This is a genomic window from Thermophilibacter provencensis, from assembly GCF_900128445.1.
Classification (GTDB): Bacteria; Actinomycetota; Coriobacteriia; order Coriobacteriales; family Atopobiaceae; genus Thermophilibacter; species Thermophilibacter provencensis.
Window position 1 is genome coordinate 1397478 of the sequence record NZ_LT671417.1, and the last position, 16210, is coordinate 1413687.

8 protein-coding genes are annotated in these 16210 nt (G+C 69.0%); 3 read left to right on the plus strand and 5 right to left on the minus strand.

The features are described 5' to 3' along the window. Positions 1 to 89: 89 nt before the first annotated feature. From BQ7391_RS06335 to BQ7391_RS06345, 3 genes are all read right to left on the minus strand, one after another. Positions 90 to 2354, minus strand: coding sequence for a glycogen/starch/alpha-glucan phosphorylase (locus BQ7391_RS06335; RefSeq protein WP_075279831.1), 2265 nt, complete (start codon positions 2352 to 2354; stop codon positions 90 to 92). A 71-nt stretch (positions 2355 to 2425) separates the two neighbouring features. Continuing rightward, positions 2426 to 3982: a 4-alpha-glucanotransferase gene (malQ, locus tag BQ7391_RS06340; protein WP_083662132.1), complete on the minus strand. Its 1557-nt coding sequence runs from the start codon at positions 3980 to 3982 to the stop codon at positions 2426 to 2428. A gap of 44 nt (positions 3983 to 4026) precedes the next feature. Further along, a complete protein-coding gene (locus tag BQ7391_RS06345) occupies positions 4027 to 5031 on the minus strand; it encodes a LacI family DNA-binding transcriptional regulator (protein ID WP_075279832.1) in 1005 nt (334 codons plus the stop codon). Between the two features lie 531 nt (positions 5032 to 5562). On the opposite strand from BQ7391_RS06345, the gene BQ7391_RS06350 reads away from it, so the two are divergent. Both BQ7391_RS06350 and BQ7391_RS06355 read left to right on the plus strand, forming a co-directional pair. Next, positions 5563 to 7134, plus strand: coding sequence for a UDP-glucose--hexose-1-phosphate uridylyltransferase (locus tag BQ7391_RS06350; protein ID WP_075279833.1), 1572 nt, complete (start codon positions 5563 to 5565; stop codon positions 7132 to 7134). A 46-nt stretch (positions 7135 to 7180) separates the two neighbouring features. After that, on the plus strand, positions 7181 to 8428 hold the full coding sequence (locus BQ7391_RS06355) for a galactokinase (RefSeq protein ID WP_075279834.1): 1248 nt from the start codon (positions 7181 to 7183) through the stop codon (positions 8426 to 8428). Positions 8429 to 8563: 135 nt separating this feature from the next. Here the strand turns inward: BQ7391_RS06355 and BQ7391_RS06360 are convergent, their stop codons facing one another. Both BQ7391_RS06360 and BQ7391_RS06365 read right to left on the minus strand, forming a co-directional pair. After that, positions 8564 to 9205, minus strand: a complete 642-nt coding sequence (locus BQ7391_RS06360; RefSeq protein ID WP_075279835.1) for a metallophosphoesterase family protein — start codon at positions 9203 to 9205, stop codon at positions 8564 to 8566. A 10-nt stretch (positions 9206 to 9215) separates the two neighbouring features. Beyond that, positions 9216 to 11177: a BMP family ABC transporter substrate-binding protein gene (locus tag BQ7391_RS06365; protein WP_075279836.1), complete on the minus strand. Its 1962-nt coding sequence runs from the start codon at positions 11175 to 11177 to the stop codon at positions 9216 to 9218. 439 nt (positions 11178 to 11616) lie between these two features. On the opposite strand from BQ7391_RS06365, the gene gltB reads away from it, so the two are divergent. Beyond that, positions 11617 to 16209 carry a glutamate synthase large subunit gene (gene gltB, locus BQ7391_RS06370; RefSeq protein ID WP_075279837.1) on the plus strand — a complete coding sequence of 1531 codons (4593 nt, stop codon included), beginning with the start codon at positions 11617 to 11619 and terminating at the stop codon, positions 16207 to 16209. Position 16210: the final 1 nt, after the last annotated feature.

A 16210-nucleotide genomic window follows, 5' to 3' on the forward strand; every position in this document is an offset into this window, starting at 1 on the left:
GCAAAGGGGACAGGCACTTTTGCACGCGGGTCGAGCGTGCAAAAGTGCCTGTCCCCTTTGCACGCCTGTCCCCTTTGTGCGCTTGCACATCAGCTGAGGTGCCAGATGTCACGGTCGTACTCGCGGATGGTGCGGTCTGACGAGAAGAACCCGGATTTCGCGACGTTCACGAGGACCTTCTCGCCCCAGGAGGCGCGGTCCTCGTAGTCGGCGAGGCAGCGCTCCTTCACCGTCACGTAGTCGCGCGCGTCGAGCAGTGCCATGAAGTAGTCCTTGGCGACGAAGTCCCGGTAGACGCGGGTGATGCAGCCCGCGTCGCCGCGCGCGAGCAGCTCGGGCGAGCAGATGAAGTCGAGGACCTCGGCGAGCTCGCCGTCTGCCTGCCAGACGTCCCACGGGCGGTAGTCGCCCCGGTCGTAGAGGCCGATGACGTCCTCGGAGGAGCGGCCGAAGAGGTAGATGTTCTCGCGTCCCACGAGCTCCGCGATCTCCACGTTGGCGCCGTCGAGCGTTCCCAGCGTGAGGGCGCCGTTTGCCATGAACTTCATGTTTGAGGTGCCGCTCGCCTCCTTGGACGCAAGGGAGATCTGCTCGGAGACGTCCGCGGCGGGAATGAGGTGCTCGGCTGCCGTGACGTTGTAGTTCTCCACGAAGACGAGGCGAAGCCACGGGGCGACCTCAGGATCCTCGGCGATGAGGCGCCCAAGGGCCAGGAGCAGGGCGATCGTGTCCTTGGCCAAGGTGTATGCCGGTGCGGCCTTTGCGCCAAAGACCATCGTCAGCGGTCGATCGGGAACGTTTCCACGCTTGATCTGCAGATACTTCCAGATGGCGTAGAGGGCGTTCATCTGCTGTCGCTTGTACTGATGCATGCGCTTGACCTGGATGTCAAAGATGGAGTGCGGGTCAACCTCGACGTTCTTCTCGGCGCTCAGCCATGCGGCGAGACGCCCCTTGTTGCCCTCCTTGACCTCCAGAAGTCGCTGGACAAAGTCGGCGTCCCCGCGCAGGGAGAGAAGGTCCTCCAGCCTGGCGGCGTCGCGCGTCCAGCCGCTTCCGATGGCGTCGGTCAAGAGCGAGGCCAGCTCAGGGTTGCAGCCCATGAGCCAACGTCGGAAGGTGATGCCGTTGGTCTTGTTGGAGAACTTCTCGGGGTAGAGCTCGGCGAAGGGGCGCATCTCGGACTCCACGAGAATCTGGGTGTGGAGCGCCGCCACCCCGTTCACGGCGTGCGAGAAGTGCACGTCCATGTTGGCCATGTGCACCACGTCGCTGGGGTCGATCACGGCCACGCGCTCGTCGCTCGTGCGCCTGCGGGCGAGCTCGTCCAGCTGGCGGATCACGGGCACGATGCCGGGCGCCACCTGCTCGATGTAGCCCATGGGCCAGGTCTCGAGCGCCTCGGCGAGGATCGTGTGGTTGGTATAGCCGCACGTGCGCTCCACGATGTCCGCGGCGTCCTCGAACTCGATGCCGCGCTCCATGAGCAGGCGCACCAGCTCGGGGATGACCATCGAGGGGTGGGTGTCGTTGATGTGGACCGCCACGTGACGGTCGAGCTCCTCGGGCGCAAGGCCGCGCTCCTCGAGCTCCGCGAGGATGAGCTGGGCACCTGCGGACACCATGAAGTACTGCTGGTAGACGCGCAGGAGCCTGCCGGCCTCGTCGGAGTCGTCGGGGTAGAGGAAGCTCGTGAGGCCGTGGGCCACGTCGCCCTTGTCGAACGCGATGCCGTGCTCGGGCGCCGGAGACGGCTCCTCTACGTCAAAGAGGTGCAGGCGGTTGACCACGCCGTTCTCGTAGCCGGGGACCCCGATGTCGTACATGCGCGCCGTGAGCGGTCCAAAGCCAAAGGGCACCGAGAAGGACGCGCCGGTGTCGATGAGCCAGGACTCGGGCTCGATCCAGGGGTTGGGCTCCTCGTGCTGCACGCCCTCGGAGAGGTCCTGCCGGAAGAGGCCGTAGTGGTAGTTCAGGCCCACGCCGTCCCCGGGAAGCCCCAGCGAGGCGATGGAGTCGAGGAAGCACGCGGCAAGGCGCCCGAGGCCGCCGTTGCCGAGCGAGGGCTCGGGCTCGCAGTCCTCCACCGCGGCGAGCGTGGTGCCGTGGGCGGAAAGGACGCGCTCGACCTCGTCAGCCAGGCCGAGGTTCACGAGGTTGGCGCGGAGGAGCCGTCCTACCAGGAACTCAGCGGAGAAGTAGTAGAGCTTGCGGTCGCCCGCCGCCGGCCGCATGCCCGTCTCCAGGTCGCGAACCATGCGCAGCAGGGCGCAGAACAACTGCGCGTTCGTGGCCTCATCGAGCGTAGTGCCCAACTCGGCGAGCGTCTGGTCCAGGTTCTTCTCGATGTCCATCGTGTTCCTCCTTGCCCTTGTCTCGGCCGTTCTGTCAGCTCCGCTCTTCCGGGGAGTCTCCTGCGCGCACGTCACCAGAGACCACCGGTCCCGCCGACGGGGATGACATCCCTGCGCGCGTACTCGTCGGGGACAACCTTGATGGGAGGCAGGCGGCGGTAGAGCTCCATCTGTCGATGCACGCGCTCGGCGAGCCTGCGGCTCGCAAAGCCCGGGCGCGCCCGCCAGGCCCAGTTGTCTCCGAGCGTGGAGGGCGTGTTGATCCGCGCCTCGCTGCCCAGTCCCAGCAGGTCCTGCATCTGCACCACGGCGGTGTCCGCGGCGCTCGCCCAGATGGCGCGCATCATGCCCCAGCCCTCTCCCTCGGCCGGGTCGAGGTGAAGATACTCGCGGGCGAGGGCGACGTCGTCGGCCGGCGCCGTCTCGAGCCAGCCGAGCGCGGTGTCGTTGTCGTGCGTGCCCACGTAGGCGATGCAGTTGGTGGGGTAGGCGAAGGGCAGGTACGTGGCGCCCGAGCCGTCGCGCGTGTCGAAGGCGAACTCGAGGACCTTCATCCCGGGGAAGCCCGAATCCTCGAGCAGGCGATGCACCGAGGGGGTGAGGTAGCCGAGGTCCTCTGCCACGATGTCGCAGCGCCCGAGACGCTGCTCCAGCACGCGGAAGAGGTCGATCCCGGGGCCGTTGCGCCAGCGCCCGCCCGCCGCCGTCACGGCGCCCGCGGGGATGGCGAAGTAGGAGTCGAATCCGCGGAAGTGGTCGATGCGCAGGATGTCGTAGAGCCTCAGCTGGAAGGCGATGCGCCGGCACCACCAGTCGTAGCCGTCCGCCTTCATGCGGTCCCAGGCAAAGAGCGGGTTGCCCCAGAGCTGGCCGATGTCGGAGAAGCCGTCGGGCGGGACGCCGGCGATCTCGACGGGCCTGAGGTCCGCGTCGAGCTGGAACTGCTCGGGGTGGCTCCAGACGTCCGCGCTGTCCTCGGCCACGTAGAAGGGGAGGTCGCCCATGATGCGCACGCCCGCGGCGCGCGCGTAGCCGTGCAGGCGGCCCCACTGCGAGAAGAACAGGTACTGGACGCCCTGCCAGAAGGCGATGTCCTCGGCGAGCTCCTCGCGCGCCCGGGCAAGCGCGCTCGCGCAGCGCAGGCGCAGGCCGTCGGGCCAGGTGTGCCAGGGGGCGCCGCGATGCCGGTCCTTGAGGGCCATGAAGAGGGCGTAGTCGTCGAGCCAGGCTGCCTCCCGCTCGCAGAAGCGGGCGAGCTCGGCCGGGCGCGCCTCCCGGAGGCGGCCCACTGCTCGTCGCAGCACGCCGAAGCGGCCCCGGTAGAGGGCGCCGTAGTCGACGCGCTCGGGGTCGTGGCCCCAGTCAACGGCCGCGTATTCCTCGTGCTCGAGCAGCCCCTCGGATGCGAGGTCGTCGAGGTCGATGAGATAGGGGTTTCCGGCGTAGGTGGAGAACGACTGGTACGGCGAGTCCCCGTAGCTGGTTGGCACGATGGGGAGCACCTGCCAGATTGACACGCCGGCGCGCGCCAGGAAGTCGACGAAGCCGCGCGCCTCGCCGCCGATCGTGCCCACTCCCCAGGGGGAGGGGAGCGAAGTGATGGGCATGAGGATGCCCGACGTTCTCATGCGTCCTCCTTTCTTGGCGGGAGCTGGCCCGCCACCGTCTCGGGTCAGAGGGAGCGGACGCTCTCTCGTTCGACGAGCTCGAAGTCCACGAGCTCGTGGCTTGCCGGGGAACCGTCGCGCATGGCGTCCAGCAAGATCCGCGCGGCGCGCTCGGCGAGGCGCGCGGCATCCTGGCGGACCGTCGTGATCCGGGGGATGGCGTACTGCGAGAAGGCCGTGTCGTCGAAGCCGACGAGCGATACGTCTTCGGGTACGCTGAGCCCCCGGTCGGCGATGGCGCGCAGCGCGCCGAAGGCGACGACGTCGCCGAGCGCGAAGATGGCGGTGAGGTCCTCCGAGCGCTCGAGGAGCCGGAGCGTCGCCTCGTGGCCGCCCCGCTCGATGAAGTCGCAGGGCTCGTAGTCCCGCTCGTAGTCGAGCTCGATGCCGTGCTCGCGGAGGGCCTGCTCGGCGCCACGCAGACGCAGCTCTCCGATCTGCCCGCTCGTGCGGTTGCCGCCCACGATGCCGACCCTGCGGTGCCCACGCTCAAGCAGGTGCGCCACGGCGCTTCTCGCCGCCGCGACGTTGTCGATGGTGACGCTCGAGAGGTTGGCGAAGCCGAGCTGCTCCGCGTTCGCCGTAACCAGAACGCTCGGCGCCTCGATCTCATGGAAGGACGCGCGGAAGCTCTCGAGCTCGCCCCCGAGGAACACCATGCCCTTGGGGTGACGAGCCTGCTGGTAGTCGATGGCGGCGCGGACCTCGTCGACCTCGCCGGTGAGGTAGGTGACGACGATCTCCTCCTCCTCGCGCGCGAGCGCGGCCTGAAGGGGGCCGAGGATATCGTCGAACATGCGGTTTCCGACGCCCATCACGAAGACGGCAACGGGCGTCTGGGAGCGCATCTTAAGGTAGCGGGCGTTGGAGTTGGGCTCGTAGCCGCACTCGTCCATCACGGCGAGGATGCGCTTGCGCGCTCGGTCGCTGACGTTAGGCTGGCCGTTGATGACGCGGGAGACCGTCCCGACCCCGTACCCGGAGCGCTCCGCGATGTCTCTGATGTCCATGGGTCACCTCGTCTCTTGCCCCGTCATGATCTCTCGGTCGGAGCTGTCTTGGAAACGTTTCCAAACCATTCTAGCAGGAAGGGAAGAGGAGGGAGGCTCATGGGTTGGAAACGTTTCCAAAACGGCTTGAGCGCAACTATAGCGCACCCCGCGCCGCCGGGGGAGAAGAACCCAACATTTCCGTTTGCGGGCAAATTCCCACCGTTCGCCGTCCTTCTCGCCACGGCGTCCCTCTCGCTTGGCAGCTCCTTCTTGCCTGCAGGCTGGGAATCCGTCGCGAATCCCCCGCACAGCCGGTCTGCGGGGCCGTGGCGACGTTTCGGCGCGGAAAGGTGTCGCGAGACCCCCGCGCAGTTGCCCTGCGGGGCCGTGGCGACGCCTCGGCGAGAGGGGCCGTGCGCCGCGGCATGCTCGCCACCGGGCGCGCCGCTCACGGGAGTGGGCCACGGTTGCCCCGGACTGCGATATCGTTTCCATAGCTATGTTTGGCAGGGTTCGGGGGGAGCCCACGGAGAAGGGAGCCCAGAAATAATGGACGACTATCAGGCAGGCGCCGTCGAGAGGGGCGTGGCGCAGCTCGTCGCCTACGCCCTCGACCGGGGCCTCATCGGGCAGGATGACGTCACCTATGCCGCCAACCTCATGCTCGACGCGCTCTCCTACGAGCCGGAGGGCTCGTACGTTCCTCGGGAGGCCGTCGGGGAGGTCGTCACGTCCGGGGAGCTGCCGCCGCTTGAGGAGATTCTCGCCGGCCTGCTCGACGATGCCGTGGCCCGCGGCGTGTGCGATCCGGGCATTGCGAGCCGCGACCTTTTGGACACGCGCCTCATGGGCTGCGTGACGCCGCGCCCGAGCGAGGTCACCCGCGCCTTCCGGGAGCGCTACGAGGAGTCCCCCAAGAGCGCGACCGACTATTTCTACCAGCTTGCGCTCGACTCCGACTACATCCGCTCCTACCGCATCGCGCGCGACCGCAAATGGGTCACCTCCACGCGCTACGGCGACCTTGACATCACGATCAACCTCTCGAAGCCCGAGAAGGACCCCAAGGCCATTGCCGCCGCGCTTACCAAGAAGAGCGACCACGAGCCCTACCCGCGCTGCCAGCTCTGCCCCGAGAACCTCGGCTATGCCGGCAGGCTTGACCATCCCGCGCGCGAGACCATCCGCCTCATTCCGCTCACGCTCGCGGGCGAGCCGTGGTACCTGCAGTACAGCCCCTACGTCTACTACAACGAGCACTGCATCGTGCTCTCCGAGAAGCACGTGCCCATGCAGATCAGCCGTGCCACGTTCCAGCGGCTCCTTGAGTTCGTGACGATGTTCCCGCACTACACCGTCGGCTCCAATGCGGACCTGCCCATCGTGGGCGGCTCAATCCTCACCCACGAGCACTACCAGGGCGGCTGCTACGAGTTCGCCATGGCGCGCGCGGGCGTGCGCGAGGAGGTCTCGTTCCCGGGCTTCGAGGACGTGCGCGCCGGCGTGGTCGACTGGCCGATGTCCGTGATTCGCCTGGACTCTGACGACCCGGAGCGCCTCGTGGAGCTGGCGGACAAGGTCCTCGTTGCCTGGCGCGGCTACTCCGACGCCTCCGTGGGCGTGCTCGCCGAGACGGACGGCACCCCGCACAACACCATCACGCCCATCGCGCGTCGCCGCGGCGACTCCTTCGAGCTCGACCTCGTCCTGCGCAACAACCGCACCACCGACGAGTATCCGCTTGGCATCTTCCACCCGCACCAGGAGCTGCACCACATCAAGAAGGAGAACATCGGCCTCATCGAGGTCATGGGTCTCGCGGTGCTGCCGGCGCGCCTGCTCGGCGAGATGGACCGCCTGAAGCAGGTTATCCTGGCGGGCGAGGACCCGGCCGCGGTGCCCGAGGTGGCGAGCCACGCGCCGTGGGCGTCCGAGGTTCTGGGGCGGCATCCCGAGTTTGCGCCGGAGAACGTCGCAAGCGCGGACCCCGCGGCGCTCGATGCCGTCATAGAGGAGGAGATCGGCCAGGTCTTCGCGCAGGTGCTCGAGCACTGCGCGGTCTTTGCCGACGACGAGGAGGGAAGGGCGGCGCTCGCGTGCTTCGTCGCGAGCGTGCGCTAGGTGGAAAAGTGCCTGTCACTTTTCCACGCATGAGAGGAGATCACCTATGGGCATTCCCACGACTGACGCGCTGACCGCGGTCTACGGCGAGGATGCGGCGCGTGCCGCCGAGCGCCTCGGCGCGCTTGCCGTCCGCTACGACGAGGCCTTCGGCGCCGGCGACCCCGAGTTCTTTACCGCCTCCGGCCGCACGGAGATCATCGGCAACCACACCGACCACAACGGCGGCAAGATTCTGGCCGCCTCAATCACGATGGACAGCATCGGTGCCGCCCAGCGCACGGACGACGGCATCGTCACCATCTGGAGCGAGGGCTACCCCGATGCCATCGTCGTGGACACGGCCGCGATCGACCAGATCCCGCACGGCGGCGGCTCCACCACGCTCGTCGCCGGCATGCTCGAGGCAACGGCCAAGCGCGGCTTCAAGATCGGCGGCTTCAACGCCGTGTGCTCCTCCGAGGTCATCCCGTCCGCCGGCGTGAGCTCCTCGGCGTCCTTCGAGATGCTCGTCTGCGAGATCGTGAACCACCTCTACAACGACGACGCCATCGAGCGCGCCGACTACGCCCGCATCGGCCAGTACGCCGAGAACGTCTGGTGGGACAAGGCGTCCGGCCTCATGGACCAGATGGCGTGCGCCGTGGGCGGCACGATCCTCCTGGACTTCTCGGACGGCGTGAAGTACGAGAAGGTCGACTTCGGCTTTGATGAGCTTGACCACGACCTCGTGATCGTAAACACCGGCAAGGGCCACGCCGACCTCTCCGCCGAGTACTCCTCCGTCCCCAACGAGATGCACGCCGTGGCCGCGGCGCTCGGCGTCAAGAACCTCTGCGACACGACCGAGGACGCGGTTCTCTCCAACCTCGCCGAGCTGCGCGAGAAGTGCGGCGACCGCGCGGTGATGCGCGCCCTGCACTACTTCGAGGAGGTCAGGCGCGTTGAGGCCGCCGAGGCGGCGATCAATGCCGGCGACAAGGCAAAGGTCCTCGACATCATCACCGCCTCAGGCCGCTCCTCCTGGGAGTGGCTGCAGAACGCCGTGGTGCCCGGGATGCCCGAGGAGGAGCCCATCCCGATGGCGCTCGCCCTCACCGAGCTCTACCTGCGCAAGATCGGCGCCGGCGCGTTCCGCCTGCACGGCGGCGGCTTCGCGGGCGTCATCATGTGCGTGACGCCTAAGGCCGAGACCGCAGGCTACGTGGACTACATGGCCAGCTACTTCGGGCGCGAGAACGTCTACCTCACCAACATCCGCCAGACGGGTGCCGCCTGTCTCGGCAAGGCGTAGGGCGCGTCGTTCTTCTCGCCAGCGCGTCTTTGGGCGGCGGCGCGGCTTCGGCTGCGTCGCCGCCCCCGTGATGCGGTCCTGCAAACCGCCTCCCCGCGGCGGCGAGAAGTTCGGCGGCGGAGCGGGACCCCCCCCTCACACGCTCTCGGGTCGGAAGAGGCCGCCGCGCTGGGCGATGTCCTCGTCGGGAATCTCGATGACGTACGACCCGAAGGCGTTCACGATCGTGGTCCCGCACGCATGCTCGCGCACGCGCTCGATGCGCCCGTAGTTGAGGTGCACGTGGCCGTGGACCAGGTAGCGCGGGCGCGTGCGCTCGAGGAGCCGGTTGAAGGCCTCGAAGCCGCGATGGGGGAGGTCCTCGAGGTCGCCGTACCCGCGCGCGGGAGCGTGCGTCACGATCAGGTCGACCCCGCCCGTCGCCTGGGCGAGCAGCGTCAGACGCGCTGCCTGCCTGCCCATCTCCGCCTCGGTGAAGCCGTGGACGCTGTCGTTGTAGCGGATGGAGCCGCCGAGCCCCATGATGCGCAGGCCGTGAAAGTCGCGGATGTTGCCGTCGATGGAGACGCAGCCCTCGGGGGCGTGCCGGTCGTAGGCGGTGTCGTGGTTGCCCTGTACGTAGAGGAGCGGCACGTTGGCGAGGGTCACGATGTGCTCGAGGTACACCGCGGGCAGGTCGCCGCAGGAGACGACGAGGTCCACGCCGGAGACGCGCTCGGCGTCCCAGTGGTCGTAGAGCCAGCCCTCCTCAACGTCGGCTATGAAGAGGATCCTCACGCCCCACCCCCTAGCGACTCGTGTCCTTGAGCAGCACCGTCGAGGGGTCGACCGGGATGACGCCCGCCGCCTCCACCTCAACGAGGCCATCGCGGTCCAGCTCGCGCTGCTCCGGCAGGCGGCCCACCACGTTCTCGTTGAGCCAGCGCATGCGCACGATCTGCTCGCTCGTGAGGCGGCCGGCCTCCGGGCCCTGGACGATGTCGCCGCCCTGGGCGCGCAGCTCGCCCGTGAAGGGGTGGACGCGCCCGGAGAGCACCGACTGGCGCAGCACGTCCACGAGCATGCGCTGCCCGCGGGGGAGATTCTCGGAGAGCCGCACGTCGAGCACGCCGGCCGACATGCCCCACCAGTAGTTGAGCGACTGCCCCTGGATCTTCTCGCCCTCCTTCTTCCACGTGTCGTTGCGGATGGAGCGCACGAGCATCTCGTAGTAGCGGCCCCACATCCAGATGGGCTCGGCGAGGTGGGTCTCGGCGCCGTCGTCCTCCACGCGGTAGAGCCCCCAGGACTCCTTGGGCGCGAGCGGGTTGGCGTAGTCGCGTCCCGAGATGATGTGGACGCCCTCCTCTCGCAGCTCGCGGCGCCAGTCATAGTCCTTGGCCGAGAACCACTTGAGGTAGACCGTGGCGTAGGGGTCGACCATCTGGGCGCCGATGGCGAACGCGTTGATTTCCGCGACGGTCGAGAAGACCGGGCTCTCGGCGACATATCCCACCTTATGGTGCCCCGCCAGGCTCGCCGCGAGCGCGCCGAGCAGGAACTTGGCCTCGTACATGCGCCCATAGAAGCCGCGCACCGCGCTGTGCGAGAGGCTCACGGAGCAGTTGAGGTAGGCCGGCCCCGGGTGCTCCGCGGCGGCGCGCAGGGTCTGGCGCATCTGGGCCGCGGCACACGTGACCACGAGGTCGACGCCCTGCGCCACGGCGTCGTCCACGGCCTGGTCGAACGCGGCGTCCGAGCTTCGGTCGGTGTAGGCGGAGGTGGCGACGGTCGAGCCGAGCGCCTCCTCGAGCTTCAGGCGACCGCGCTCGTGGAGCGAGATCCAGCCCGAGGAGAGGGGGTTGCGGTCGTAGACGAAGGCCACGCGGAAGGGCTTGGCGAGCACGGCCTTCTTGGCGAGGTTCTTGAGCTTGGGCAGCGGCGCCGTGCGCTCCGCGCTCGGGTCCTCGAGGTAGGCGCGGGCGCCCGTGCCCTGCGTGACCACGAACTCGCCCCAGATCTTCTCGACCTGGGCGTCTACGTCCTTGGGGGAGAGGCCGCGGACGTGCTCGAAGCCGAAGATGGTTATGTAGTGCTCGAGGGCGTCGCCCACCTGCAGGTCGAGCCCGTCGCCGCCGTGGGCGCGGAAGGACGCCGAGAAGCTGTCGAAGAGGGCGCGCAGGTCGCGCACGACGTCCTCGGGCCACGGGGTCTCGAGGTCGCGGCCCAGCAGCGCCGCGAGGCGCGCGTAGAAGCCCTCCTCGGAGGAGGTGATGCCATAGATGGGGCAGACGCGATAGAAGCGCGTGAACTCGTGGTAGACGCGCAGGCCCTTCTCGTCGGAGGGCATGGGCGTCACGCGCGTGATGTTGGCGAGGATCGTGGGCATGCCCAGATACCGCGAGACCGAGACGCGCTTGTTCCCCTCCTGCACGTAGAAGCGCTGCAGGTATTCGTAGACGACGATCGGGTCGCGCAGCCCCTCAGCGCGCTGGGAGTCGATGAGGTCGCTCCACTTCATGGCGAACTCGGACTCCGGCTCGGCGATGGGGTAGAAGCTGCTGGAGAACATGTTCTGTCGGCCGCGCGTCTTGGTGCCCGCGATGAGCGAGAGGTCGACCTCGGCGAGCCCGATGGGCACCTCTCCCTGGTAGCCCTGGTTCTTGAGGATGTCGTCCAGCGCGGGAGGGTACGGGTAGTGGCCGTCCGAGACGTCGCGCTCGACCTGCTTGAGACCGAGCTTGCGAGCCTTAGCGTAGTCCTCGAGCATGGGACCGCCTTTCCTCGGCGTGGAATCGATTCCCCCTCCATTCATGGTAGCGCGTCTTTGGCTTTGCGGCGGCGCCATTCTTCGTCGCGGCGGATCTTGGGGCGCTGGCGCGTTTGCTCGTGCAAACTCGGGGCAAAGATGGGCCCCCGCTGGGCGGGTCGGCGCGTCTCTGCAGCTCAAGAGCATGCACGGCTCCTCTTGCCCCGTTGGGCTCCCGGCGTTTGCTCGTGCAAACGCCGGGAGGGACGAGCTCGCCCGTGCGCCCGACGCCTCGTCCCGCGTGTGACCGGCCCAGATTTCCCGCCCGTTTCCGGTGTAGGTCCCGCGTATGGCGAGCGAGAAACGCCTGCGTGGCGAGAGCGTAGCAAGTCGGTCTCGTTTTTCTCGCCTGGCGCGGGCGCGCCGTAGACTCCCCTTGAAGTCAAACGAGGGGAGTCCCATGAACCGCGGTCTTTATCGCGAGAGCTTCGAGCATGACGCCTGCGGCATCGGCGCCATCGCGCACCTGCACGGAAAGCGCAGCCACCAGACGCTCGACGACGCGCTCTCGGTGCTCGTGAACCTGGAGCATCGTGGCGGAAAGGGCCTCGAGCGCAACACCGGAGACGGCGCGGGCGTGCTCTTCCAGGTGCCGCACCGCTTCTTCCGCAAGGAGGCCCAGAAGGAGGGGCAGCTCCTGCCCGGAGAGGGAGACTACGGCGTTGCCATGCTGTTCCTGCCGCACGACGACCCTGCCGGCGTGACGGCGGCGCGCCAGGTCTTCGAGCGCGGCTGCGCGGAGTGCGGCGTCCCGCTCATGTTCTGGCGCGAGGTCCCCGTTGACCCGCACGACCTGGGCTCCACGGCGCGCGCCTGCATGCCCACCATCTACCAGGCGTTCCTGCGCCGGCCGGAGGGCGTCGCCCGCGGGCAGGACTTCGAGCGGCGCCTCTACGTGTGCCGGCGCACCATCGAGCGCGCGGCCGACGCCACCCCTGCGCTCGAGGGCAAGATCTTCTACGTCTGCAGCATGTCCAGCCGCACGATCGTCTACAAGGGCATGCTCGTGGCCACGCAGATGCGCCGCTTCTACCTGGACCTGGGCGACGCGGCGGTGGAGACGGCGCTCGCCCTCGTGCACTCCCGCTACTCCACCAACACCACGCCGTCCTGGGAGCGAGCCCACCCCAACCGCTATCTCATCCACAACGGCGAGATCAACACCCTGCGCGGCAACGTGAGCTGGATTCGCGCGCGCGAGCCCAGGCTCTACTCGCCCGTGCTGGGTGCGGACCTCGAGCGCGTGATGCCGATCATCAACCGCGAGGGCTCTGACTCCGCGATCCTGGACAACGTGCTCGAGTTTCTCGTCATGAACGGGCGGCCCCTCGATCGCGCGGTCACGCTCATGATGCCCGAGCCCTGGGACAAGAACCCCGCCCTCGGCGAGAGGCGCCGCGCCTACGACTGCTACCAGTCCATGCTCATGGAGCCCTGGGACGGCCCCGCCGCGATTGTCTTCACCGACGGGCGCACGCTCGGCGCCGCGCTCGACCGCAACGGCCTGCGCCCCGCACGCTACTACGTGACGCGCGACGACCGGCTGATCCTCGCCTCCGAGGTGGGGACCATCGACGTCGACCCCGCGAACATCCTGCGCTCCGGCTGCCTCGGTCCCGGCGAGATGCTCGAGGTGGACCCCGCGCAGGGGCGCGTCGTCTGGAACGACGAGATTCGTGACCGCCTGGCGGGCGAGAAGCCCTATCGCGACTGGATCGACGGGGAGACGATCGAGCTCGGGGACCTGCCCGTGCCCGACATGGCAGATGGCCCCGTCGCCCCCGTCGGGCCAGGCGGCCCCCTCGCCCCGCAACTCGCCGCGTACGGCTGGCACTTTGACGACGTGGACGAGGTCGTGCGCCCGATGGCCGAGAAGGGCGCGGTGCCGCTGGCCTCGATGGGCGTGGACGCGCCGCTTGCGTGCCTCTCCACCAAGACGCGCTCGTTCTTCGACTACTTCCACCAGCTCTTCGCGCAGGTCACCAACCCGCCGATCGACGCGCTGCGCGAGAGCATGGTCACGAGCACGACGCTCTACCTCGGCAACCACGGGAACCTTCTCGAGGACTGCCGCGACTCCTGCCGCCTCGTGCGCCTGCCCGGCCCCATCCTCTCCGAGGAGGACTTCCGGCGGATCTGCGCGATTGACCGCGCGGGCTTTGCCGTGGCGCGCCTCAGCGCGACCTATCCCGTCGACGCGGGCCCGCATGCGCTGGCCGACGCCCTGGACGCCCTTGCGGAGCAGGCCGAGAAGGACGTGCGCTCCGGGGCCAACATCGTGGTGGTCTCAGACCGCGCCGGCTCCGGCGAGGCGCCGATCCCGTCCCTGCTCGCCCTCGGATGCGTGCACAACCACCTCATTCGCTGCGGCCTGCGCACGCGCGCGGACCTCGTGGTGGAGACGGGCGACGCCCTCTGCGCCCACGACTTCGCGTGCCTCGTGGGCTACTCGGCGAGCGGCATCCACCCCTATCTGGCGCACGACTGCATCCGCGACCTGTGCGGGCGCGGCGAGCTCTCGCTCGCCCCGGAGGAGGCCTGCGCCAACTACGACCGTGCGGTCACGGCGGGCATCGTCTCCATCATGTCCAAGATGGGCATCTCCACGATGCAGGGGTATCACTCCGCCCAGATCTTCGAGGTTCTGGGCCTCTCCGACGAGCTCGTCGAGAAGTGCTTCACCTTCACCGCCACGCGCGTGGGCGGCCTCGCGGCGGACGACCTCCAGCGCGAGCTCGACGCGCGCCACGCCGCCGCGACGGCGCTCGCGGCGTCGCCGGCGCCCGGGCAGCTCCCCACGCTCGGCCTCACCAAGTGGCGCCCGTCCGGCGAGGAGCACCTCATCGACCCCAAGGCCATCTACCTGCTGCAGCGCGCCTGCCGCGAGGGGGACTACGGCCTTTTCAAGGAGTACTCCGCCTGGGTGCACCGAGCCGGCCGCGCCGTCACCCTGCGCGACCTCATGGGCTTCCTGCCCGCCGGGGATCCCGTGCCGCTTGAGGAGGTGGAGCCCGCGAGCCAGATCGTGCGACGCTTCAACACCGGCGCGATGAGCTACGGATCGATCTCCCGCGAGCAGCACGAGTGTCTCGCCGTGGCCATGAACCGCCTGCACGGCCGCTCCAACAGCGGCGAGGGAGGGGAGGACCCGGCGCGCGAGACGCCGCGCGCGAACGGGGACTCCGCGCGCTCCGCGATCAAGCAGGTCGCGTCCGGGCGCTTCGGGGTGACGAGCCGCTACCTGGTCTCGGCGACCGAGATCCAGATCAAGATGGCGCAGGGCGCCAAGCCCGGCGAGGGCGGCCACCTGCCCGGCAAGAAGGTCTACCCGTGGATCGCCGAGGTGCGCCAGTCCACGCCCGGCGTGAGCCTCATCTCGCCGCCGCCGCACCACGACATCTACTCGATCGAGGACCTCGCCGAGCTGATATTCGACCTCAAGTGCGCCAACCCCGGCGCCCGCGTCTCGGTGAAGCTCTGCGCCCTCGCGGGCGTGGGCACCATCGCCACGGGCGTCGCCAAGGGCGGGGCCGACAAGATCCTCGTCTCCGGGCACAACGGTGGCACCGGCGCCGCCCCGCGAGACTCCATCTACCACGCAGGCATCCCGTTCGAGATCGGCCTTGCCGAGACGCAGCAGACGCTCCTGCGCAACGGCCTGCGCTCTCGCGTGGTGCTCGAGACCGACGGCAAGCTCATGAGCGGCCGCGACGTGGCGATGGCGGCGCTTCTCGGCGCCGAGGAGTTCGGCTTCGCCACGATGCCGCTCATCGCCTGCGGCTGCCTCATGCAGCGCGACTGCCAGCGCGACACCTGCCCGGCGGGCGTGGCCACGCAGGACTGCCGCCTGCGCGCACGCTTCTCGGGGCGCCCCGAGCACGTGGTGAACTTCATGACCTTCGTGGCCGAGGAGCTGCGCGAGATCATGGCGTCGCTGGGCTTCCGCACGGTGGACGAGATGGTGGGCCGCGCGGACTGTCTCGTGCAGGTGCCGGTCGCCGGGGAGGCCAGCTGGAAGGCCAACTGCCTGGACCTCTCCGACCTTCTCGCCCCCGGGGTCTGCGAGTTCGGTCGGCAGATCGCCGGTGCCGACGCGCCGCGCTTCCTGCCCGAGATGGCCGCCGACCTGGAGCTCGGCCGAACGCTCGACGCCACGCTGCTCGTGCCCTACACCGAGCGCGCCCGCGCGCACCTCGAGCCGATCCACCTGCGCGCGGACATCGACAACGTCAACCGCTGCGTGGGCACGATGCTCGGCAGCCGCGTGACGGCGGCGCACCCCGACGGCCTCCCGGAGGGCTCGGTCACGGTGGACTGCGAGGGGTCGGCGGGCCAGAGCTTCGGCGCCTTCCTGCCGGCGGGCGTCACGCTCAACGTGGCGGGAGACGCCAACGACTACTTCGGCAAGGGCCTCTCGGGCGGCGTGCTCTCCGTGCGCCCTGCCGACGGCGCCACCTACAAGTTCGACGAGAACGTCATCGTGGGCAACGTGGCCCTCTACGGCGCCACGGGCGGCCGGGCCTTCGTGAACGGCCTCGCCGGCCAGCGCTTCTGCGTGCGCAACTCCGGCGCCACGGTGGTGGTGGAGGGCGTCGGCGCGCACGGCTGCGAGTACATGACGGGCGGCACCGTGGTCGTGCTCGGCGAGGTGGGGCCCAACTTCGCGGCCGGCATGTCGGGGGGCGTGGCCTACGTCTACGACCGCTTCGGCACGCTCGCGCGACGCTGCAACCGCGAGCTCGTGAACCTGGAGGAGCCGGGCGAGAAGGACCTTGAGCTCGTGCGCTCGCTCGTGGAGGAGCACGTGCGCCGCACGGCGAGCCCCCGAGGCATCAAGCTCCTCTACCAGTTCAACGAGGCTCGGCACAGCTTTGTGAAGGTGATTCCGCGCGACTACGAGCGGGTCCTCGGCCTGATGGCCGAGGCGGAGGCCGCGGGCGCGTCCCGCGAGGCGGCGCTCGAGCGCGCGTTCGACGTCATGAGGGAGGGCTAGC

Bases quoted from the DNA above. Each gene is read 5' to 3' on its own strand.
- BQ7391_RS06365 (WP_075279836.1), bottom strand. From the start codon at position 11,177: ATGCTCGAGGACTACGCTAAGGCTCGCAAGCTCGGTCTCAAGCAGGTC.
- gltB (WP_075279837.1), top strand. From the start codon at position 11,617: ATGAACCGCGGTCTTTATCGCGAGAGCTTCGAGCATGACGCCTGCGGC.
- BQ7391_RS06345 (WP_075279832.1), bottom strand. From the start codon at position 5,031: ATGGACATCAGAGACATCGCGGAGCGCTCCGGGTACGGGGTCGGGACG.
- BQ7391_RS06350 (WP_075279833.1), top strand. From the start codon at position 5,563: ATGGACGACTATCAGGCAGGCGCCGTCGAGAGGGGCGTGGCGCAGCTC.
- malQ (WP_083662132.1), bottom strand. From the start codon at position 3,982: ATGAGAACGTCGGGCATCCTCATGCCCATCACTTCGCTCCCCTCCCCC.
- BQ7391_RS06335 (WP_075279831.1), bottom strand. From the start codon at position 2,354: ATGGACATCGAGAAGAACCTGGACCAGACGCTCGCCGAGTTGGGCACT.
- BQ7391_RS06355 (WP_075279834.1), top strand. From the start codon at position 7,181: ATGGGCATTCCCACGACTGACGCGCTGACCGCGGTCTACGGCGAGGAT.